Raw genomic sequence first — 22125 nt, 5'->3', positions numbered from 1 at the left:
GGTTTGTTGTTTTGATTGGAAAAGGATGAAAAATTTAGAAGCATAATAGTTGTTGAACCGTTGAATCGTTGAATTGGGCTTCGCCCGTTGATTCGAGTTGATTTGTTTAATGATTTGTTATTGCGTATTCAATTAGAATTGAATCAGTCAACGATTCATCTCGAATCAACGAGCAAAGCTCAATTCAACGATTCAACGAATCAACATTAAGTGAAGAGGTAGTCCGTTAGTTCTTCTAGTTTCCCGATGGCATGGATACGTATATTGTGATCTTCTTGCTTCACGCCTTTCATATTAAACTTGGAAACAAAAATATGCTTGAATCCTAGCTTTTCGGCTTCACTGATTCGATGCTCTATTTTGCTGATGGCTCGAATTTCACCTCCAAGACCTACTTCTGCCGCAAAACATACCTGTCCATCCAAGGCCCAATCTTCATGAGAAGAGATCATGGAAGCACATACAGCCAGATCAATGGCAGGGTCTTCTACTTTTAGTCCTCCTGTAATATTGAGGAAGATATCCGAGAAGCTTAATTTGTATCCACCTCGTTTTTCTAGTACGGCTAGAAGCATATTCAAACGTTTGCTATCAAAGCCGTTACTGTTGCGTTGGGGATTTCCATACACAGAAGGAGTCACCAAAGATTGCACCTCCACTAACAATGGACGATTTCCTTCCATTATTGTGCCAACCGCAATCCCACTCAATCCTCCATCTCTTTGGGAAATCAAAATTTCAGAAGGATTACTGACTTCTCTTAGTCCTACGGATTGCATTTCGTAGATGCCAAGTTCTGAGGTAGAGCCAAAACGGTTTTTAGTGGTACGAAGAATACGGTAGGTCATGTGTCGGTCTCCCTCAAACTGTAATACCGTATCGACCATATGTTCCAGTACTTTTGGCCCTGCGAGGTTTCCATCCTTAGTGATGTGACCAATCATGAATACCGGTGTATTGGTTTCCTTGGCAAATCGAATCAGCTCCAGCGTACACTCTTTGACCTGAGAAACACTTCCTGCAGCAGCTTCTAGCAATGAGGAAGATAACGTTTGAATAGAGTCAATGACCAAGACATCTGGCTTGTTTTGCTCTATTTGTTGGAAGATCTGCTGGGTATTGGTCTCCGTAAGGATATAACAGTTGTCGGAATCGAATGGCAAACGTTCTGCACGTTGCTTAATTTGTTGTCCACTTTCCTCCCCAGAAACATAAAGCACCTTTTGTTGATTGAGGGTAAGGGCAATTTGTAACATGAGCGTAGATTTACCAATACCGGGCTCTCCACCAATCAAAACAACAGACCCGGGCATAATACCCCCTCCTAATACACGATTAAGTTCAGCATCTTTGGTAATGATACGTTGCTCTTCAGAATAGGTGATTTCCTCAATTTTTAGCGGTTTGCTAACCGTTTTTTTGCCTTCTGCCACGTTGCCTGCAGGTTTCCAATCTCCCTTCTGAGGTGCAGCTGATTTATCCTGAAGGATTTCTTCTACAAAAGTATTCCATTCACCACAGGAAGGACATTTGCCTTGCCATTTTGCCGATTCGTGCCCACAGTTTTGGCAGAAAAAAGCGGTTTTGACCTTTTTAGCCATTATAAAAATAGTTTAAATATTCAGTTAGCAGTTTGATCATGGATCATATTGAATAATAATGTATCAATAATTTCCTGTAAGAGCTTATTAGGAATATTGGTTTAGATAGAAAAATCTTATATCTGAGTATTCCTAATAAGCTCTGAATGGTAAAAATAATAGAATCTAAGAGACAATAATCAATATTTTAAACAAAACTCTTTCATTTTCTAAACGTTATTAAATGTATATTTTACATAAATTCAATAACATCCATATATCCTACATTGTTATGCATTTTGAAGTGGCTACACAAGTTAAACAACCTTATGAACAGGTCTGGAAAGGGTTTAATCAAACACTATTCAATCAATTAGCCCCTCCTTTTCCAAAGTTAGAGGTCAAACAGTTTGAGGGGTGTGAAACAGGGGATAGAGTCGCTTTGTCTTTGGATTTTTTATTGTTTCGTCAAAATTGGATTAGTGTGGTAACGGAGCAACAACATCTTCATGGAGAAATTTATTTTGTGGATAAAGGGGATAAGTTGCCTTTGGGTCTTACGGAATGGAAGCATAAGCACCGTCTGATTCGTCACGGAGAGCATACAGTGATTGTCGATGATGTTACCTATACCACAGGAAGTAGTATTATGGATTTATTACTATTTCCTGCCATGTATGGACAGTTTTTGTATCGAAAGCCGATTTATAAGAAGGTGTTTGCTTTATAGCAGGAAAGGTTATTATTATGTCCATGTAATAACATCTCTTATGAAACTGGAGTAGAGTGGAAATAATACTTGAAACCCTGTTCCTACCTCCCAAGTTAACTTATAAAGGATAAAGCGAATAGGAAATACCTTAACTTCAAAAAGAGAAGGATAGGGTATTTGTTTGATGATATGTTCTATTAAATAGCTCACAGTGATTGACTTTTATTTTCTATTACTAATATAGGCGGGTAGAACGTAAGGGAGGTACGTTCATTGCATAGCAGGCTGAAAACTCACTGATTAGGAAGTAAATTGATATGTATATTTAGGTTGTAGAACCATTTTCTAAAAGTCTCACGTCATTTGTGTTTGTTCTATCAATTCTACAAACAGTAAGGGATACTCTATTTTTAATGATTAAAATAGCCTTCCTCAAAAGATATACTCGTACCTTTGCCAAAATATTAAAAAGGACAACTACGAGAAATTATGTCATTCAAGAAACTAAAATTACCTTCCTATTTGCTGGATGCCCTGGCAGCCATGAATTATGAGAAGCCATACCCTATACAAACGGAAGTGATTCCGGCAGTACGAAAAAAACAGGATGTGTTAGGGATTGCCAAAACAGGATCAGGAAAAACACTGAGCTATGTGTTGCCTATTCTTAGAAACCTGGAAGGAGTTACCAAGTTGAAGAACAGACATATCAATACCTTGGTATTGGTACCCACTCGCGAGTTGGCTATACAGGTAGAGGAGGTATTTCGTTCTTTTGAGAAATATGTTCCTTATCCTTTCCGTTCTATGGCGGTATATGGAGGGGTATCGATTAATCCTCAAATGCAAAAACTCAATAATATCAATGTACTGGTTGCAACACCGGGACGTTTATTGGAATTGTATGAGAAGAATGCGGTGAACTTCTCTTCTGTGAGTACACTAGTATTGGATGAAGCGGATAAAATGCTCAACCTGGGATTTAAGGAAGAGATGGACCAAATATTAGGGAAACTGCCTTTTATGAGACAGAATCTATTATTCTCCGCTACATTAAGTCCAGATATCAATACCATTCAGGCAGGGTTGTTAAAAGATCCGGTAGTAGTAGATCTTGGACAAGAGGAGCAGGATATCACGTTGATCAAGCAGCTTGCCTATCAGGTCACTCCTGAGCGTAAAGGACCACTTTTACGTCACTTGATTATTGAAAAGAATATTCGACAAGTATTAATTTTTACTTCTTCTACCCATCAGGCAGATGTGGTCGCAGATAAACTTTTCAAAAATGGTATTACGGCAAGGGCCATTCATAGTAAGAAAGGGCAAGGGAACCGTAAGAAATCCCTACAAATGTTCAAGGATGGTGAATTGACGGCATTAGTAGCGACTGACTTGTTAGCCAGAGGAGTGGATATTGATGCTTTGCCTTATGTGATTAATTATGAGTTACCTCGTTCTCCAAAGGACTTTATTCATAGAATTGGACGTACGGGTAGGGCAGAGCAAACAGGAGAAGCCTATACGTTTATTACTGAGGAAGATGAGCACCATTTTAAGGTGATTCAGAAGAAGATGAAGAAGCAAGTGGAGACTGTAGATGCAGCTACTATTGATTTGCAAGGATATTAACGATGAGTAGATAACTGTCGTACTAGCAAACCGCTTTGTTGAATCGTTGAAATTCTCCTTTGGAGAGTTGAATTGAGCTTCGCTCGTTGAATCGAGTTGATTTGTTGATCGAGTATGAGGTGAAAGATCAATCAACTAATCAACTCACCGAAGGTGAAATTCATCGATTCAACGATTCAACAAAGCGATTTAACAGTAAGACCGCTATTTATTCAAACTTAATCATCATACCCCTACAAATGTATTAGAACTGAAAATAGATAAACGGCTGAATATCCGAAGATCTACTTTGAAAGAGGAGTAGTGCGAGTAGTACAATAGCAGCAGCCTTAGCCAAATCCGGCATTTGCGTAAAGACCTTTCCTAGTTGGTCTTTTAACCCTTGAGGGAATAGGTGAATACCAAAGCCTAAGATAATCACCATAAATGGCTTGCTGTAGGCCGAAATAACTTCAGGAATCTGTGCGAAGTTGAAGTTGCTGCTGATTTGCGTAAGTACCGCAGTAACAGCTTCCATATCCGAAGCTCTGAAGAATATCCAACAGAAGGTGACGAAGTGGAACGTAATCACTCCCATCAGTATATTCCTTCCCAGGGAATGTTTTTTCTTATGACTGCCTGTTTTCTCCATCCATATTTTATGAACACCCAATGCCACTCCATGTAGTATACCCCAAATAAGGAAACGGACGTGTGCACCATGCCATAGTCCTCCAAGGAACATCGTCATGAATAGGTTGAAATAAGTGCGTATTTTTCCTTTACGGTTACCTCCCAGCGGAATATATAAATAGTCCCTTAGGAAAGAAGAAAGGGAAATATGCCATCTTCTCCAGAAGTCTGTAATGTCCAAGGCTTTATATGGAGAGTTGAAGTTGAGCGGTAATTGAAACCCTAAGAGTGCTGCTACACCAATCGCTATATCTGTATATCCAGAGAAATCACAGTAGATTTGTATCGCATACCCATAAGAAGCCATTAGGTTCTCAAATCCCGTATAGCTGGCAGGGGAATCGAAAATACGATCTACAAAGTTGATGGAGATATAATCAGAAATAAAGATCTTCTTGAAAAGACCACACATAATCAAATAGATCGCTTGTCCATAAGCGCGTTGGTCTAAACTAAATTTTTTATAGATCTGTGGGATAAACTCAGAGGCGCGTACAATAGGGCCAGCGACCAACTGGGGAAAGAAACTTACAAAGAGTCCAAAGTCCATCAAACTCTTAGTAGGAGTTAGCTGATTCCTATAGATATCGACAGAGTAACTAATGGTCTGAAAAGTATAGAAGGAAATACCGATAGGCAAGAAGATATTACTGGTGTCCATATCCGCTCCAAACGTATTCAGAAAGACAGCCAGAAAGTTATTGACTTCTATATCCGTATCAAATAAAGTGTTGATCCCATCCGTAAAGAAATAGGTATACTTGAAGTAGGCTAATAAGCTAAGGTTAATCGTCACACTCAAGGTGACCAGCAACTTTCTTATTCCTTTATGGGTACTCTTGTAGATCGCTCCACCAATATAATAATCCACAAAAGTAGAGAAGATCAAGAGTAGGAAATAGAAGCCACTAGACAAGTAATAGAAGTACAAGCTAGCAATTAGTAGCATGATATTTCTACCCTTGATACGGTCCTGAAGAAAGTGATATCCGATAATAATGACGCCAAAGAAAATCCAAAAGGCTGTTTGTGTAAACAGAAGAGGAGAGTTCTCTGAGTACGTAAAAAGTTCTGACATAGTCTGTTTGGTTAGATTATCACAAAAATAGGGATTAATTCAATATTCCGATAGTGAGAAAGTTTAAAAAAGATCAATAGACAATTATTGGACCGTAATTGTTGAATCGTTGACTGATTCAATCCTAATTGAATATTCAATCTTACCTTAATCAATAAACAAATCAACTCGATTCAACGAATCAACGATTCAACAACAAAAAAAGCGGTATAAAGCATCACTGCCCTATACCGCTCTACATATATTGACTTTCCAGTAACAGGAAAGCAGTAAATTACATTGCTTCTTCTTTTACTTCACCTTTAGCGGCTTCGTTCACTGAAGTATACTCTCCATCCTCGGCGCCGTGCGTAAGCTTCTTCAGCTTCTTCAGGAATAATAGAACTAATCCACCTAATGCTACCCAGATCACGGCAATAGAAGTAAATACCGTCAACTCGCTGGTAGAGTCACTTACAGCAACCTCACCAATCACACCAGCTACTTTGTTACCAAGACCTGTTGCTGCAAAGTAAACCCCCATCATGATAGAAGCATATTTTGCTGGAGCTAGCTTAGTAATGAAAGAAAGTGCTGTTGGAGACGCACAAAGTTCACCTACAGTATGGAATAAGTAAGCCAATACCAACCAAATCATTGCTGCTTTGGCATCTGTAGTAGCTTCAGCTTCAATTGCTGCTTTCGACATGAATAGGAAACCAGCACCCATGATCATCGTACCAATGGCCATTTTCAATAGGGTAGAGCTCTCTTTTCCAGCTTTGCTTCTAGCTGCCCAGAATGCTGCTACTGGAAGACCTAATGTAAGGATAAATAGAGAGTTTACAGATTGGAACCATGCTGCAGGGATTGCATTACCGTTTTCAAGGAATGAAAGGTTGATGTCTCCTAGGAAGCCAATAACACGATTGGTTTTTTCTTGAGCATATAGGTTCATCAAACCTCCAGCTTGCTCAAATGCAGCCCAGAATAAGATGATAATCAAGAATGAAATCAAAAGAACAACCACTCGGTCTTTTTCGATGTTAGTCAATGGTTTGTCGTTCGCTGCTTTCAAGTTTTGGTCAGTATTCAATGACTCACCAACACCCTGTAGGTATTTTTGTCCCCACATATAAACAATCTGCCCAAAGGCCATACCGATACCTGCTAGACCGAAGCCCCAGTGCCATCCGTAAGTAGCTGCGATAGATCCACAAGCCAAAGGAGCAAGGAAAGCACCTAAGTTAATGCCAATATAGAAAATGGTAAATCCTTTATCCCTTCTTGGGTCTTTGTCTTTGTAAAGACCACCAACCATCGTAGAGATATTAGGCTTCAAGCAACCTACACCCAATACGATAAGTGCTAGTGCTGTATAGAATGCCCACGTTTGAGGGATAGCCATCACACCATGACCTGCTACCAGCAACCAACCACCAAGCATTACGGTTTTTTTCTGTCCTAACCACTTGTCCGCTAGAATACCACCGGGGATAGACATTAGATATACTAACATGGTATAGGTTCCATATAGTGAGAGTGCATCGCCTCTGTCCCAACCTAACCCTGCGAAAGCGGGGCTTTCGATACCCTCCATGCCAAATAATGGAGCAGTTAGGAAAAGTACCAATAAAGCGCGCATACCGTAGTAACTGAAGCGTTCCCACATCTCTGTGAAGAACAGAATGTATAACCCTTTTGGATGGCCACTATTAACCGTTGTGTTATTCATAGTTAGTGATTTAATGATGTATAAGTTTACTTAGTTTAGTGCAATTTTTTCACGCTAAATTATCAATAGTAAGGTTTTTTTAGCAGAATTAAAAAAAATACAGAAACATTTATCAGAGAAAATAACCATAGAATAGTCTTCTTTTTACTGATATTCAGTGACTCTCTTATCACGGAAAATATGTATACCTATAAGTGTTGGGCAATGTAATAGCCTCAGTTCTAACGATTATTGTTAAAACTGAGGCTAAATGTTATTGATTACGTTGAGAAGGAATTATTCTAGTGGTCTGATTACTTAATACCATGCATCATTTTCTCTAACACTCTATGTAACAAGAAGAGAATGATTGCCGCTCCACCAGATACAAATACGAACAGCATAAAGAAAGAGTTAAGGTCTGTAATCTCATAGATACCCATGATAGATTTTGGACCACTTTCAGCAGTTGGAAGGTAAGCACTGAATACCCCAGCCAATTTATTACCGGCTACTGTAGATAGGAACCATACTCCCATCATCAGGGAGGTAAATTTGGCAGGAGATAACTTGTTTACTACAGACAAACCTACGGGTGAAAGTGCTAACTCACCAGTAGTATGCAATAGATACATAGCTGTTAACCAGAACATACTTGCTTTTTGTGTTTCCGACACGTTATCTACTCCTTGTGCAATGACCCAGTAACCTATTCCCAATAAGGCTAGACCAATGGACATTTTTAGAGGAGAAGAAGGTTGCTTATCTCCAAGTTTTGTCCAGATGAAGTCAAAAAGAGGAGCAAAAAGCATAATGAAGGCAGGGTTGAGAGATTGGAAGTAACTGGCGGGAACTTCCCATCCCATTAGGTTACGATTGGTGTATTTGTCTGCAAAAACGGTTAGAGATGCACCTGCTTGCTCAAAAGCACTCCAAAAGGCAATGACGAAGATGGATAGGATAAAGATTACGGCAATACGGTCGTAATCTACGCGAGTAAGTTGATCACCGTCTCCTCCTTGACCTTTCACTCCTTTAGGTTGTTGAATTGGTTTGTTTCCAACGGGTAGTCCTTCAGGTGTTACTAAATGCTTCTCTTTTTGCATCTCAAAGATGATGGTTCCTAGGATCATTCCTACGGAAGCGGCTAAGAAACCCCATCTGAAATCACCTGGATTTCCTGTATCCCCTACAAAACCAGTAACCAGAGGAGCAAAGAAGGCACCTAAGTTAATCCCCATATAGAAAATGGTAAAGGCAGAGTCCAGTCGATTATCTCCTCTTGGATATAGGGATCCTACCATGGAGGAAATATTCGGTTTGAAGAATCCATTACCGAAGATAATAAAGCCAAGGGCGATATACATCAATAGGATCGGCATGGAAATTCCACCGATTAAAGCCTCGTTGTTGTCAAACATGGAGGCACTCAAGAACATTACAAACTGTCCGATAGCCATTAAAATACCCCCTACAAAAATGGACCTTCGGTTTCCCCAGAAGCGGTCAGAAATATACCCACCTAGTAGTGGGGTCAGGTAAACCAATGAAGTATAGGTACCATAAATATTGGAAGCGTCTTCGTTGGAAAATTGCAAGGCCTTGATCATGTACAAAATGAAGATGGCACGCATACCGTAATAACTAAAGCGCTCCCACATTTCTACCGTAAACAGTAGGTATAACCCTTTCGGGTGTCCTTGTTTGGATGTTTGTTGACTCACGTTATTTCTATTTAAAAGATGATTTGTTGATTCATCATATCTGAAAGTCTCCCGTTTCTATTACTCTCTTAGGAGGTAAACAGGAAGAGGATACACCTGAAGCTTTTGACAACCTTGGAAGTAGTAGAGGTTACTACTGTATTCTGCTGGTATCAAGTAGTATTAAAAGTTGTAGATATTTATGAATAAACCAATGATAAAATCTACAATGTTATGTGAAGTGAAATATCTGCTTGGAATTTTACAATTTCAATGACATTTGTACGATGTTTTGTTAATGAAAATTCTTGGACTATGAAGGTGGATGTTTCTTAATTTCTTTTGTGGTTTGATAATCAGGAGGTAATCATAGTTCCCTTCCTGAAGAGAAAATGGAGGATAAGTTCAGATGGAAAGTGAATAAATATTAATGGGTGAAACCTGCTGTAAAGCTACTTTTTTTAAAAGTAGTTGGAATGTTTCAATCTCTTGTGGAAAAGTTTATATTTGAGTAGCAGAAAATCTGTAATAATCTATATATACAAAACTTTTTCAAACGGCATGGATATGAATATAGGGTTCATCCTGATGATGTTGTTGCTGGCAGTGGTTGGCTTCTTTGTCTTTATTTACTTTGTGCCCGTGAATCTTTGGATCACGGCAATATTCTCTGGAGTACGTATTAGTTTATTCCAGTTGGTAATTATGAGAATTCGTAAGGTACCTCCTCGAGTGATTGTCAATTCTATGATTACCTCTACTAAAGCGGGGCTTACAACAGTGACGACGGCAGATTTGGAGACCCACTATCTGGCAGGGGGACATGTTCCCTCAGTAATTAAGGCATTGATTTCGGCAGAAAAAGCCAATATTCCATTGTCCTTTAAGCAAGCAGCAGCGATTGACCTGGCTGGTAGGGATGTATTTGAGGCGGTGCAAATTTCAGTGAACCCTCAGGTGATCAATACCCCTAATGTGGCAGCAGTAGCACAGGACGGTATTCAGTTGATTGCTAGAGCAAGAGTAACGGTACGTGCCAATATTGCACAATTGGTCGGTGGTGCTGGTGAAGATACGATTCTCGCAAGGGTAGGAGAGGGCATTGTAACCAGTATTGGTTCTTCTTCTTCTCATAAAGATGTATTGGAAAATCCTGATCGAATCTCTCGATTGGTATTGGAGAAAGGATTAGATGCCGGAACGGCCTTTGAGATCTTGTCCATTGATATTGCCGATGTGGATATTGGAAGTAACATTGGTGCTAAATTGCAAATTGATCAGGCCAACGCTGACTTGAAGGTAGCCGAAGCGAAAGCAGAGGAAAGAAGGGCGATGGCCGTAGCCGAGGAGCAGGAGATGAAAGCCAAAGCACAGTCAGCTCGTGCTGAGGTAATCTTGGCAGAATCTGAAGTCCCTAAGGCAATGGCAGATGCCTTCCGTAAAGGAAACCTGGGGATTATGGACTATTATAAAATGAGAAATATTCAGTCAGATACGACAATGCGAGATGCGATTGCAGAAACGAGTAGGGAGGAAGTGAAGCATGTGAGACGTTCTGATGAAGATCCAGAGATTGACTAATGAGTTGAACCGTTGAATCGTTGAATGGAGCAAAGCTCAATTCAACGATTCAACGGTTCAACCTTAATTAACAACCACCTCAGCAGCGTACTGCTCAAAAATACTTTTTGCCACTTTTAACTGCTCAGGAGTATTCTCAGGAGTGTCTTTTAGAGGGTATTCCATCCCCAAATGCTCCCATTTATGAACTCCTAGTTTATGATATGGTTGAATTTCCAACTTTTGTATTTGCTGGTAGTTTTTGAAGTGCGCTCCAAGGGCATGTAAGTCTTTTTCTTCATTGGACAGCCCTGGGACCAATACGTATCGTAACCAGAAGACTTTTTGCTGCTCTTCCAAATACTTGGCAAAGTCCAGTACTTTTTTATTAGAGCGTTTAGTGATCACTTTATGCTTCTCGTCATCAATATGCTTGACATCCAATAATACCAAATCGGTATAGGTCAAAAGCTCCTCTACGTATTTGTTGAAGATATACCCATTAGTATCCAGACAGGTATGAATACCTTCTTCTTTCAGACGCTTAAATAAAGGGATAAGCCCTTTCGCTTGTGAACAAGCCTCTCCTCCCGAAATTGTAACCCCTCCACCATTAGAGAAGTAGGGCTTCATGTTTACGGCTTTTTTTACCAATTCTTCTATATCCATGTTAGTTCCCTCCCCATAAGCCATAGTATCTGGGTTGGCGCAGTATAGGCACTGAAATGGGCACCCTTGTAAGAAAATTACTAAACGAATACCAGGGCCATCATACGTGCCAAATGACTCAATGGAGTGTACATTAAGAGTCGTAGTGTTGGTTGTAGTAGAAGGAGATGGACAAAAATTCGCAGCAGTCATTTCTTTTCAGAGATTTATAGTGAATGGTTTATTTTGTAATAAGTGGTATTTATTACTGTATTACATGGATAAAACCAATAGACTATTAGAAAAGTGCTACGTTGGTGTGTGTGTTAAGAAAGGTTTACAATAAAAAGTTCTTTTTAGGAGAAAGGAGAAAGGAGAAAGGAGAAAGGAGAAAGGAGAAAGGATGAAGGAATAAATATCTAAATGTTTATATTCCTTCATCCTTCATCCTTCATCAGCTAGATCATATCTTCTCAAAGAAACTTCTAGACAATACCTCTAGCTGCTGCTCCCTGGATAGTCGTACAAAGTTAACAGCATACCCTGAAACCCTGATGGTCAGTTGAGGATATTGTTCCGGATGTTCCATCGCATCTTGTAGGACTTCACGGTTGAGTACATTGACATTCATATGATGGGCTCCTTTACCGAAGTATCCATCCATAATAGCCACTAAGTTACTGATTTGTCCTTTTCGATCTCCTCCTAGTGTTTTAGGGATAAAGCTGACGGTATTAGATATTCCATCCAGCGCATCTTTATAGTCGAGTTTTGCAACTGAATTAAGGGAAGCAATAGCCCCATGTGTATCTCTACCGTGCATCGGGTTGGCTCCGGGAGCAAACGGAATTCCTTTGGCCCTGCCGTCAGGAGTAGCACCAGTCTTCTTGCCATAAGCAACATTGGAGGTAATGGTCAGGATAGACATGGTTGGTTCTGCATTCTTATAGGTAGCATGAGAAGCAAGCTCTTTATTGAAGTGTGATGTGATCGAGACGGCTATCTCATCCACACTATCTTCATCATTTCCATAACAAGGAAATTCTCCCTCAATTTTATAGTCTACCGCAAGCCCATTTTCATCACGGATAGCCGTTACTTTGGCGTGCTTGATGGCAGATAGGGAGTCGGCAACAATGGATAGTCCTGCAATACCGTAAGCTACGTTAACTTTGGGGTCGGTATCTACCAAAGCCATCTGGGCACGTTCGTAATAGTATTTATCGTGCATATAATGGATGATATTCATGGCATCCACGTATACCCTAGCCATTTCTTTCATGGTAAGCTTGAAGTTGCTCATAACTTCCTCATAATCCAGCGTGTCACTTTTCAAGGCTGGGATGCCTTCGATCACCTGTGTACCTGTATTTTCGCATCTTCCGCCATTGATTGCCAATAATAATGTCTTGGCGAGGTTACATCGAGCGCCAAAGAACTGTATTTGCTTTCCTATTTCCTGAAAGGAGACACAGCAAGCTATACCATAGTCATCCGAGCAGCGAACTTCCCGCATCAGATCGTCATTTTCGTACTGTATGGAAGAGGTATCAATAGAAACCTTTGCGCAGAAATCTTTGAATGCTTGTGGGAGTTTCTGTGACCAAAGAATGGTCATATTGGGTTCAGGGGAAGGGCCTAGGTTATAGAGTGTTTGTAAGAAACGGAAGGCCGTTTTGGTGACCTTATTTTCTCCATTCAAGCTAATACCTCCAATAGCTTCCGTTACCCAGGTAGGGTCACCGGCGAATATCTCATTGTAAGCCTCCATACGTAAGTGACGTACCATCCGTAACTTGAGTACAAATTGGTCAATCATCTCCTGTGCTTGTTCCTCTGATATGCTTCCATCCTGTAAGTCTTTTTCAATATAGACATCCAGAAAGGCTGATACGTTACCTAAAGACATGGCAGCACCATCTTGTTCTTTGACAGCCGCTAAGTAAGCCATATAGACCCACTGTACAGCTTCTTGAGCATTTTCAGCAGGTCTTCCTAACTCTAAGCCATAAGTGTTGCCTAATGCAATAATCTCTTTCAAGGCTTTGATTTGCTCACTGACTTCTTCCCTAAGTCGTATACGGTAGTCTGTCATTGGTCCCGTAATAGCCTCCAAGTCTTCTTGCTTGCTTTCAATGAGTCGGTCTGCTCCATAAAGCGCCAAGCGTCTGTAATCCCCTATAATTCTACCCCGGGCATAGTTGTCGGGAAGTCCCGTTAGGAACCCTAATGAACGGTATTTACGAACCTCAGAGGTATAGGCATCAAATACGCCATCGTTATGTGATTTAATGTACTTGGCAAACATTTCCTTTACTTGGGCATCTAGTGCGATACCATGCTCAGCACAGGCTTTTTCGACTACTCTAGCACCCCCATAAGGTTTTATAGCTCTTCGGAGTAGTTCATCGGTTTGTAATCCGACAATGACTTCATGGTCTTTGGATATATATCCGGCAGCGTGGGAGTTGATACGGGATATGGTCGATGGGTCGATAGAGCGTACGCCATTATTTTTAAGTTCTTCCTTGACTCCTTCCATACAGAGGTCATACAATACTTTGGTTTTCTCTGAAATCGGACTCAAAAAAGACTCATCCCCCTCATAAGGAGTGAGGTTTTTGGATACAAAATCTTTTACGTCAATAGTGTCTTGCCATTGGCCGGGGGTAAAGGTATTTTTTTCCATAAAAGTCAATATTTTTTGGAGACTATTCTCAATGTAATAACACATTTTTTTGCTAACACCCCCATATGCCAAATCATCTCAAAGATGAGTGGTTTTCATCCATTAACTTTATAAAGTTAAATGGAATCAACGAAAAGTCTAATTTGAGTGTAGTATTACCGAAGCTTAAATAATTAAATCATCACTTCACTTAACAAATAATCTTTAAATGGAAAAAGTTAAAAATCGCTGGCTGATTGCTGCTTCGGCCGTTGGGATCCATATTTCTATTGGTGCTGTTTATGCTTACAGTGTACTGAAGAAGCCACTTTTTGACCAAGTAGGTTGGGAGTATAGCCATACTGCCTGGGCTTTTAGTATAGCTATTCTTTGTTTAGGATTTACGGCTGCTTTATTAGGGAAGTATGCAGAGAAGTTAGGACCTAAGAAGAGTGGTATGATCGCTGCCGTATTGTACGGTGGAGGGCTATTACTCTCTGGATGGGCTGTCGATATTGATAACTTATGGTTGTTCTATCTCGGATATGGTGTTATCGGAGGTATGGGTCTTGGAGTAGGATATATTGCTCCTGTATCTACGCTGATCAAATGGTTCCCGGATCGTAGGGGCTTGGCGACTGGTTTAGCCATTATGGGTTTTGGTTTTGGAGCTTTGATCGCAAGTAGTGTATACCAGTTTAGTATTCCGGAGTTGGGAATCTCTACGACTATGTATATGCTAGGAGCGGTGTATATGGTTGTGATGATTAGCTCAGCACAATACTTGGCACCTCCTCCAACAGGATGGTTGCCCAAAGGAATGGTTACTGCTGAGAATAGCAATGGAAAAGCAGTGAAAAAAGATTTGGCAGAACTAACCGTAGGGGAAGCCATGAAAACAAAGCGTTTCTACTACCTATGGTTTATGTTCTTTATTAATATTACTTGTGGTATTGCGATTATCTCTGTAGCCTCTCCACTGTCTCAGGAAGTGGCAGGCTTGACTACAGCGGCAGCGATTGCGATGGTAGGAGCCATGGGCTTGTTCAATGGTGTTGGGCGTATTGCTTGGTCAAGCTTTTCGGATAAGATAGGTAGGCCAATGACGTTTACCGCATTCTTTGCGATACAAATTGTAGCTTTTATGTTGTTGCCACAGACAACAAATGCTTTCTTCTTCCAGATGCTAATTTTTATTATTATTAGCTGTTATGGAGGTGGTTTTGCAACAATGCCAGCCTTTGTTGGCGATATTTTTGGAACGAAGCATTTATCTATGATCAGCGGATATGTTTTAACAGCTTGGGGTGTAGCAGGTTTGATTGGTCCGCAAATGGCTGCATATATTCGTGAAGCAACAGGAAGCTATGAGCAAACATTATATATATTTGCCGGATTGTTTATTGTGGCATTGGTGTTGTCTATCCTGATGCAACGAAATATTAAGCAAGTCAGAAAACAGAGTGAATTGCAGGACGCAGAGGAAACAGCTTCCCTAAAAGTAGCGTAATGACAATGGGCAGTGGGCAGTGAACAGTTATCAATGTACAGTGAGCAGTGAACAATTATCAATGTACAGTGAGCAGTGAACAATGAGGAGTAAATAATTGAAAATTGAAAATTAATCATTGAAAATTAAATACTCCTGCACTAGCAATGATACACGAAAAGTATCAAACTTCACTGCTCACTGCTCACTGCTCACTGCTCACTGCTACAACAGGCCAAGGCAGACTTTTAGTCGAATAATTTTATAGGCAGAACGCCAGATATGTTTTTTGAATTTCTCATCCTTTTGCATTCGCTCAAGGATTTTTTTGTGTAGTTGCTTTTCATTGGCAGGCATCAAGATCATATGGCAGCCGGCTTCCAGGGCTTTCATGGATGCATTAGGAAGATTTTTGACCGCGCCCATATTCATAGCGTCCGTGACAATAATTCCTTGAAAGCCCATACGCATGGTAAGCAAGTCATAAACAATACGTCTAGAGCAACTGGCAGGGGTTCCATAAGTACTAAACTCTGGATTATTCTTGACAGCAATATGTCCTACCATTACGGAGAGTACGCCACTATTGATAAGTTCTTGGAAGGCGGGGAGTTCCTGCATTTCTCCATCGATATAAACTACTTCCTTATGCGTATCTCCTTTGACAGTTCCATGTCCTGGGAAATGCTTTGCCGTAGCGGCAACTTGCATACCTTGTGTTGCCTCTGAGAAGATACGCGCATACTTAGCAACAGTATCTGGGTCACTACCAAAACTACGGTTGCCGATGATCGAACGATTGATACTAAAATCACAGATAGGAGCAAAGTTATGAGTGATACCCATAGATTTAAGTTCCTTGGAGATTGCTTCTGCAGTAGCAACCGTCTGCTCCTCTGTTTTTAAGGTATTTGTATTAGGAAACTTAGGAAGACCTTTGATCTTTTTATTGACTAAAGAAGGTTCAGCATCTGCACTATAGATCAAGGGTAGATGACCATTTTGTAGGCTTAGGCTATCATATTTTTTGGAAAGATTTGTCAGTTGTGTTTTCTCACCACTCAATAACAATACTCCTCCTACATGCCCTTCTTTTACCATGTCTTCTATTTGTGCTGCAGGGTAGCCACTATCGCCACCTACCGTTACAATAACCTGTGCCGATAAAGCTGCCGAGTCGATACTCTGCATAATAGAGTCTACTTTAGCATGTAAAAATGGATTGTTGGTATAGTAGTCTTCTAGTGTAAAAGAGGTTTGTGGAATAATAGGAGTGCTTTCGGATTCCTTGTGAGTAGATTGGTTGTAGTTTAAATATAAATAGGCGATAGCCGGAAGGGTTGCTATAAGGGTCAGGATCTTTCGCATCTTGATGTCTGTCATTAGAGAAGTAAGAAAAATTTGAATTAAATTCCCTTCAAAGAAAGGGAATTTAATCCAATAAGCAAGACCCTTGCCAACATTACAATCGGCTTACAGCTTACTCATAAGTTGCTCTTACTACTCTAAATCCTATGTCGTCAGCACCTTCTCCTTGTGAGAAGCTATTGCGATAGGAGGGGGAGCCATTCTCCTCATAATCTCTCCAACTGCCTCCTCGGGTAACTCGGTCTGTTCCCGCCTCAGGGCCTTTAGGGTTATCGGTATCATCGTTGTGATATGGGCCGTAGTAGTCAGCACACCATTCGTATACATTTCCACTCATATCGTATAAATCCAGCTCATTAGGAGTTTTCTTGGCAATGGCGTGAATGTTATTGTCAGCGTTTTGATCAAACCACATCACGTCAAATGCTGAGTTTCCACCAGCAAAGGTATATCGTTTGGATGAGCTTCCTCCTTTTGCAGCATATTCCCATTCAGCTTCTGTTGGAAGGCGGAAGAAATCTCCTGTTGATTCTCTCAACCAATTGCAGTAGGCTACGGCATCATTCCAAGATACATAAATTACAGGTTGGTTATAGTCCGACTTTAAGCGTTCCATACCTCTAGGGTCGTGTCGCCAGTTTTCACTATTCCCAGCTTTTTCAGCATCGGTAATGTAGTTGGTTGCCAAAACAAATTCTTCAAACTGGGCTACGGTCACCTCATGCTTGCTAATATAGAAGTCGTCTACTTTTACTTCTCGGATGGGTTGGGCATCGTACTCTGTTCCTCCCATTTTAAAGAATCCTCCTTGAACCAAGGTTAAGGCATGGTCTTTAGGGTCCATCTCATTATTTCCAAGTGGATTAGTGTCCGCCAGTATACCTTCTAGTTTATAGCGAAAGATAAAATCACTGCCGACTTTATTAGAGCCGAAGGGGTTAAGAAGCCCCTTTCCAGTTTCGCTCCTCACCGTTTGGAAGATTCTTTCCATAGAGACCAGTTTCTCAGTAGAAGTCAGTGATTTTAATACCCTGCTAGTAAAGGGAGAGTTACGACCTACACCATCGGTAACGGGTTCGTCAGCCCCAGAGGTTAACACCTTTCTGGTACGGTATCCCAGCATCATCTTGGCATAAGTTTCAGGAGCGATTCGATTGTACATATTATTTTGTCCACGGGAACTGCTTTTTCGGAGGCTTTCATTAAATACTCCTCCAAAACAAACATCCAGGATTACTCCTACATGATCACAGCTAAGATTATCCAGAATACTGTTGAGTAGGGTGTAGTCAACATAAGTGCCTCGGTAGGAATCCACTTTTGGGTCTTGAGAGTCTTTAAAGACCAAATAACCATCCTTGGTAAGGTCAGGGTCAAAATCACCATGCCCAGCGACAAAAAGTAAAAAGCGGTCGTTTTTCTGAACCTTATCACTAATGCTTCTGAATGCATCTAAAAAGTTCTTCTTGGTAGAATTTTGTAAGAAGGTGACTTCAAATCCATGGAATTGTTGCAGGGCTGCGGCAACATCCTGGGCATCATTGACGGCATTGTTAAGCTTTGGCCAGGCATTTTCATGGTCATAAATATTATTACCCATGACCAAGGCGTATTTTTTACCTTCTATAATTTCGGGTGTAGCTTGGGCCACTCCAAAGCCTCTGTTTTCTTGAGCCTTTGAGAAAAAAGCAATAAGACCCAAGGCAAATAGTAAAAGAAATCTTGAATGTTTCACGGCTGAAAATAATTGGTTTGTAGTTTTTGCTTTAATTTTTTAGGTGCCGTAAAACTAATGATATTTTGTTAATATTTACATATAGGTGCTTTGTTGAGCGCTCGGCTGTTGAGTAGCACTCCGTGCTGTTGAGCTTCACCTTCGGTGAGTTGAGTTATTCTATTCTAATGATACGATACAATGTAGGCCCTTGCCTCACGCACGGTCTGTAGGACAAGGGTCCACGTAAGAATAACGTTTCGAATAGTGGTGTCATTAATTTTCTGTTTTATAAACAGGCTCTGATAAGATAAATAACTCAACTCACCGAAGGTGAAACTCAACAGAGCGAAGCTCTACTCAACAGCGTAGCGCTCAACAAAGCGTTTTAATCGCGGAGCACGTCCAACAATACCGCATTCTCCTCTGCCGTACCTACACTGATTCTCAAGCATCCTTCACAGCCAGGAGCCTTGGAGATATTTCTAACAATCACTTTCTTATCCATCAATTTTTGATAGATATCGTTAGCATCTTCTACTTTTACCAATAAGAAGTTGGCATCAGAAGGGTAGACATGCTGTACCACATCAAGGGTAGGGAGTATTGCTTCTAATCTTTTTCTTTCTTCAATGAGAGCAGCAACCATATCCTCTTTTTTATTAGCGTTTTCCAATGCGTCCAAAGCAATCTTTTGCGTGATGCCATTGATATTGTAAGGCATCTTTACTTTGTTAAGGACATGGATGATGTCTGAAGAAGCAAATGCCATTCCCAGACGAAGCTCGGCCATTCCCCAGGCTTTGGAGAAGGTTTGTAATACCACTACGTTAGGATATTGCTCTAGGTGGTTAATATAGCTCTCCTGAGTCGTGAAATCTGCATAAGCCTCATCGACAACTACGATTCCCTCGAAGTTTTCGATAATCTTATTGATTTCCTGAGTGGAAAGGTCGTTCCCTGTAGGGTTGTTTGGGGTACAGACGAAAATCATCTTAGTATTTTCATCCACTTGCTCCAATACTTTGTCTGCCTGTAGCTCAAATTTATCCGTCAAGGGAGCTACTCTATACTCAATGGTATTGACATCTGCAGCTACCTGATACATGCCAAAAGTAGGAGGCATGATAATGATATTGTCTTTTTCAGGACGACACAATACTCTAAATAGTAAGTCAATGATATCGTCACTTCCATTTCCTAAGAAAATATTGGAAACATCAACACCTTTGAGGGCAGCAATCTTGGTTTTGACCTCTTTTTGGTAAGGGTCTGGATAGCGGTTGTGGGTAGTGGATGAAGCAGAACCCAGTGCATTTTCATTGGCATCTAAAAAAATGCCATATCCCCCTGTATATTCGTCCTTGGCAGAGGAATAAGGTTTCAAGTCTGCGATGTGCGGGCGAAGTAGTTTGTTTAGTTCGAACATAATGAATACAGTCGATTATTGATAATTATTAATTTCGGACTAATAATTACTGATAATTAATTATAGTGAAATGGTTAATTTATGTATTAAACACAATATAATCCTATTGTTAATGGAATTGTTTCAAGGAAGGAGTGTCAAATACCTATAATCGGCTAATTCTTTTACTTTAATACTGTATTCTACGTCCGTGCTTCTTCTTTTTCTGTCTACTTAAAAATCCCCAAAACAAGAACAATAGCCCTGTTGCCAGCAATCCGGCAAATACTTGATTTAGAATACTGTTGCCGCCTTCTACAAATTCTTTATAAGCTTTAGGAGTGTCTACATAACTATAATTCACTTGAAGCGTATCTCCTTTCATTTCTCCTAAGACATTGAGCATGCTATTTTTACGGATTCCCTGCAAGACAATGGCGGTGTTGTTATGGGTCTTTTCGGGAAGCATATGCTTGATGATAAATTGACCTCTATGGGGAGGTTGTGCAAAAACCAGTGAGATGTTTTTGCCATCTTCCGTAATAAAAGGAACCGTCTGTTCGTACAACTCGACGGGTTTGAAACCATTGTATTTTCCAAAGCCTGTAAACTCCCCTTTGAATCCATATACCAAATCCTTGATCAGGTTGGGAGTGGTTGGCGCCACCTTCCCATTTAGGTAGACAGTGCCTTCTGAAATCGTGTGAGAGGCGCTCTTATAGTCTTCGTATTCTTTGGAAAACTTGGGCTTACCAATGCCAAACAGCAATAGGGCTAGTATGATAAAGAATGTTCCAATACCTATTTTCATGGTAATTTCAATTAGTGGTGATCAAAAATGAAGTTGTCTAAAGGATAAAGGATAAAGGATAAAGGATAAAGGATAAAGGATAAAGGATAAAGGATAAAGGATAAAGGATAAAGGATAAAGGATAAAGGATAAAGGATAAAGGATAAAGGATAAAGGATGAAGGATAAAATTATGAATAGGGCTGTTTTTAACAAGAATAGTCGTTAAATTCCTTCTTCCTTCTTCCTTCTTCCTTCTTCCTTCTTCCTTCTTCCTTCTTCCTTCTTCCTTCTTCCTTCTTCCTTCTTATTTCAACTTAATCTTAATGGCACCGTAGCCAAATTTTTCTTTTTGAGCCTCTTGGAAGAACTCAATATGTTCCTTGTATTTCTTTAATCTTTTTTCGATCTCCTGTTTAAGTATACCAGCACCTACTCCATGTATGAAAGTAATTGCAGGTTTGTCATGAGCGATAGCAGCTTCCAGCTCCTTTTCAAAATGCAGAATCTGTAGGCTAAGAATATTTTTCTCGTCCGCTCCTTCAATACCCAATGCTTCTGCATGTAGATCGATTTCTGTTTTTGGGGCCTTAGGCATTTCGATTTGCTCCTGGGCAGGTTGGTCGCTTTCCAGAATACCATTTTTTAGCTGGTCGGCATCCAGCTCACCTAGCTCCTCTACATCCAATTGGAAGACATAGCCATCCATCCCTAACATAGGAACCTCTTTTTTGCTTTTCATAAAGGCTTGGGCCTTGAACTTAAGCTTGCGTACCAATGGTTCTCTGGCGATACTAAGTCCAGCCTTGAATAGCAATCCCTGTACAATCAATAGTGGCCATTGCTCAAAGTCATCGAGGTTGAGCTGGTGCACTTTCTTGTGAGTCTTAGGGTTTAGTCCTCCCACGTAGATTCCTTCGTACATTCCTTTCTTTTCAGAACCCAATAAGACAGGAATGGTGAGGTCTGTATTATTGATCAGGTGCAACTCCAATAGTTTGTCGTTGAGATGCGTAAAAGCTAGGAATATTCCTTTTTCCGCATAAACAGGGATTTGAGGTTTATTCTTCTTTGAGCTATCTTCCAGGGGTGTTGGGTTATCTCCAAACGCTTTGGTCTCGTCTTTAGAAACCAATACCAGTTCGGCGCGTAAAAAAGGGATGCGGAAACCATCCTCGATCTCCACTTCTACCTCTCTTTCACTGATGAATCCGGTGACGATACCTTCTTCGTTACCGCCAATACTTCTTACTCTATCTCCAATATTCATTTTATAATGGTTTAATATTTTAATGATCAGTTATCAATTTTCAATGATCAATGATTAATTTTCAATAATTAGTACACTCTAGAGCTAGTTCAGCAACCTTTTTGGGTGATTTAGTTTAATTGAAAATTGATCATTGAAAAA

The 22125-nt window shown here is 40.3% G+C and carries 15 protein-coding genes; 4 read left to right on the top strand and 11 right to left on the bottom strand.

The annotated features are described in order from the left end of the window. Positions 1 to 206 precede the first annotated feature (206 nt). The gene (radA, locus tag ABD985_RS10490) at positions 207 to 1601 is read right to left on the bottom strand and encodes a DNA repair protein RadA (RefSeq protein ID WP_345371522.1); all 1395 of its coding nucleotides are present in this window, start codon (positions 1599 to 1601) and stop codon (positions 207 to 209) included. 223 nt (positions 1602 to 1824) lie between these two features. Here radA and ABD985_RS10485 point away from each other — a divergent pair, with 223 nt between their 5' ends. Together ABD985_RS10485 and ABD985_RS10480 are read left to right on the top strand one after the other, a co-directional pair. Then, the gene (locus tag ABD985_RS10485) at positions 1825 to 2310 is read left to right on the top strand and encodes an SRPBCC family protein (protein ID WP_345371521.1); all 486 of its coding nucleotides are present in this window, start codon (positions 1825 to 1827) and stop codon (positions 2308 to 2310) included. A 471-nt stretch (positions 2311 to 2781) separates the two neighbouring features. Next, positions 2782 to 3924 (top strand): DEAD/DEAH box helicase, encoded by a 1143-nt coding sequence (locus ABD985_RS10480; RefSeq protein ID WP_345371520.1) that lies wholly within the window; start codon positions 2782 to 2784, stop codon positions 3922 to 3924. Between the two features lie 244 nt (positions 3925 to 4168). Here ABD985_RS10480 and ABD985_RS10475 read toward each other — a convergent pair whose 3' ends face one another. From ABD985_RS10475 to ABD985_RS10465, 3 genes are all read right to left on the bottom strand, one after another. Beyond that, complete coding sequence (locus ABD985_RS10475) at positions 4169 to 5674, bottom strand: MBOAT family O-acyltransferase (RefSeq protein ID WP_345371519.1); 1506 nt, start codon at positions 5672 to 5674, stop codon at positions 4169 to 4171. A 274-nt stretch (positions 5675 to 5948) separates the two neighbouring features. Beyond that, positions 5949 to 7388, bottom strand: coding sequence for a peptide MFS transporter (locus tag ABD985_RS10470; RefSeq protein ID WP_345371518.1), 1440 nt, complete (start codon positions 7386 to 7388; stop codon positions 5949 to 5951). Positions 7389 to 7681: 293 nt separating this feature from the next. Continuing rightward, complete coding sequence (locus ABD985_RS10465) at positions 7682 to 9091, bottom strand: peptide MFS transporter (protein WP_345371517.1); 1410 nt, start codon at positions 9089 to 9091, stop codon at positions 7682 to 7684. Between the two features lie 546 nt (positions 9092 to 9637). On the opposite strand from ABD985_RS10465, the gene floA reads away from it, so the two are divergent. After that, the gene (gene floA / locus ABD985_RS10460) at positions 9638 to 10651 is read left to right on the top strand and encodes a flotillin-like protein FloA (RefSeq protein ID WP_425550442.1); all 1014 of its coding nucleotides are present in this window, start codon (positions 9638 to 9640) and stop codon (positions 10649 to 10651) included. 63 nt (positions 10652 to 10714) lie between these two features. On the opposite strand, the gene pflA is transcribed toward floA, so the two are convergent. Both pflA and pflB read right to left on the bottom strand, forming a co-directional pair. Continuing rightward, positions 10715 to 11491: a pyruvate formate-lyase-activating protein gene (pflA, locus tag ABD985_RS10455; protein ID WP_345371513.1), complete on the bottom strand. Its 777-nt coding sequence runs from the start codon at positions 11489 to 11491 to the stop codon at positions 10715 to 10717. A 250-nt stretch (positions 11492 to 11741) separates the two neighbouring features. Then, a complete protein-coding gene (gene pflB / locus ABD985_RS10450) occupies positions 11742 to 13967 on the bottom strand; it encodes a formate C-acetyltransferase (protein ID WP_345371511.1) in 2226 nt (741 codons plus the stop codon). A gap of 208 nt (positions 13968 to 14175) precedes the next feature. On the opposite strand from pflB, the gene ABD985_RS10445 reads away from it, so the two are divergent. Next, positions 14176 to 15456, top strand: a complete 1281-nt coding sequence (locus tag ABD985_RS10445; protein WP_345371510.1) for an L-lactate MFS transporter — start codon at positions 14176 to 14178, stop codon at positions 15454 to 15456. 204 nt (positions 15457 to 15660) lie between these two features. Here ABD985_RS10445 and ABD985_RS10440 read toward each other — a convergent pair whose 3' ends face one another. The 5 genes from ABD985_RS10440 to ABD985_RS10420 all read right to left on the bottom strand — a co-directional run bounded on the left by ABD985_RS10440 (position 15661) and on the right by ABD985_RS10420 (position 21984). Next, on the bottom strand, positions 15661 to 16803 hold the full coding sequence (locus ABD985_RS10440) for a glycoside hydrolase family 3 N-terminal domain-containing protein (protein ID WP_345371508.1): 1143 nt from the start codon (positions 16801 to 16803) through the stop codon (positions 15661 to 15663). A gap of 112 nt (positions 16804 to 16915) precedes the next feature. Next, positions 16916 to 18538: an SUMF1/EgtB/PvdO family nonheme iron enzyme gene (locus ABD985_RS10435; protein ID WP_345371506.1), complete on the bottom strand. Its 1623-nt coding sequence runs from the start codon at positions 18536 to 18538 to the stop codon at positions 16916 to 16918. Positions 18539 to 18905: 367 nt separating this feature from the next. Continuing rightward, positions 18906 to 19946 carry a histidinol-phosphate transaminase gene (gene hisC / locus ABD985_RS10430; protein WP_345371504.1) on the bottom strand — a complete coding sequence of 347 codons (1041 nt, stop codon included), beginning with the start codon at positions 19944 to 19946 and terminating at the stop codon, positions 18906 to 18908. 169 nt (positions 19947 to 20115) lie between these two features. Continuing rightward, positions 20116 to 20736 (bottom strand): hypothetical protein, encoded by a 621-nt coding sequence (locus tag ABD985_RS10425; protein WP_345371503.1) that lies wholly within the window; start codon positions 20734 to 20736, stop codon positions 20116 to 20118. 285 nt (positions 20737 to 21021) lie between these two features. Then, positions 21022 to 21984 (bottom strand): Smr/MutS family protein, encoded by a 963-nt coding sequence (locus ABD985_RS10420; protein WP_345371502.1) that lies wholly within the window; start codon positions 21982 to 21984, stop codon positions 21022 to 21024. Positions 21985 to 22125 lie beyond the last annotated feature (141 nt).

Source organism: Algivirga pacifica (assembly GCF_039543525.1).
Lineage (GTDB): Bacteria > Bacteroidota > Bacteroidia > Cytophagales > Flammeovirgaceae > Algivirga > Algivirga pacifica.
The sequence above is the reverse complement of the archived record's forward strand: the minus strand, read 5'-3'. Positions and strand labels throughout refer to the sequence as shown.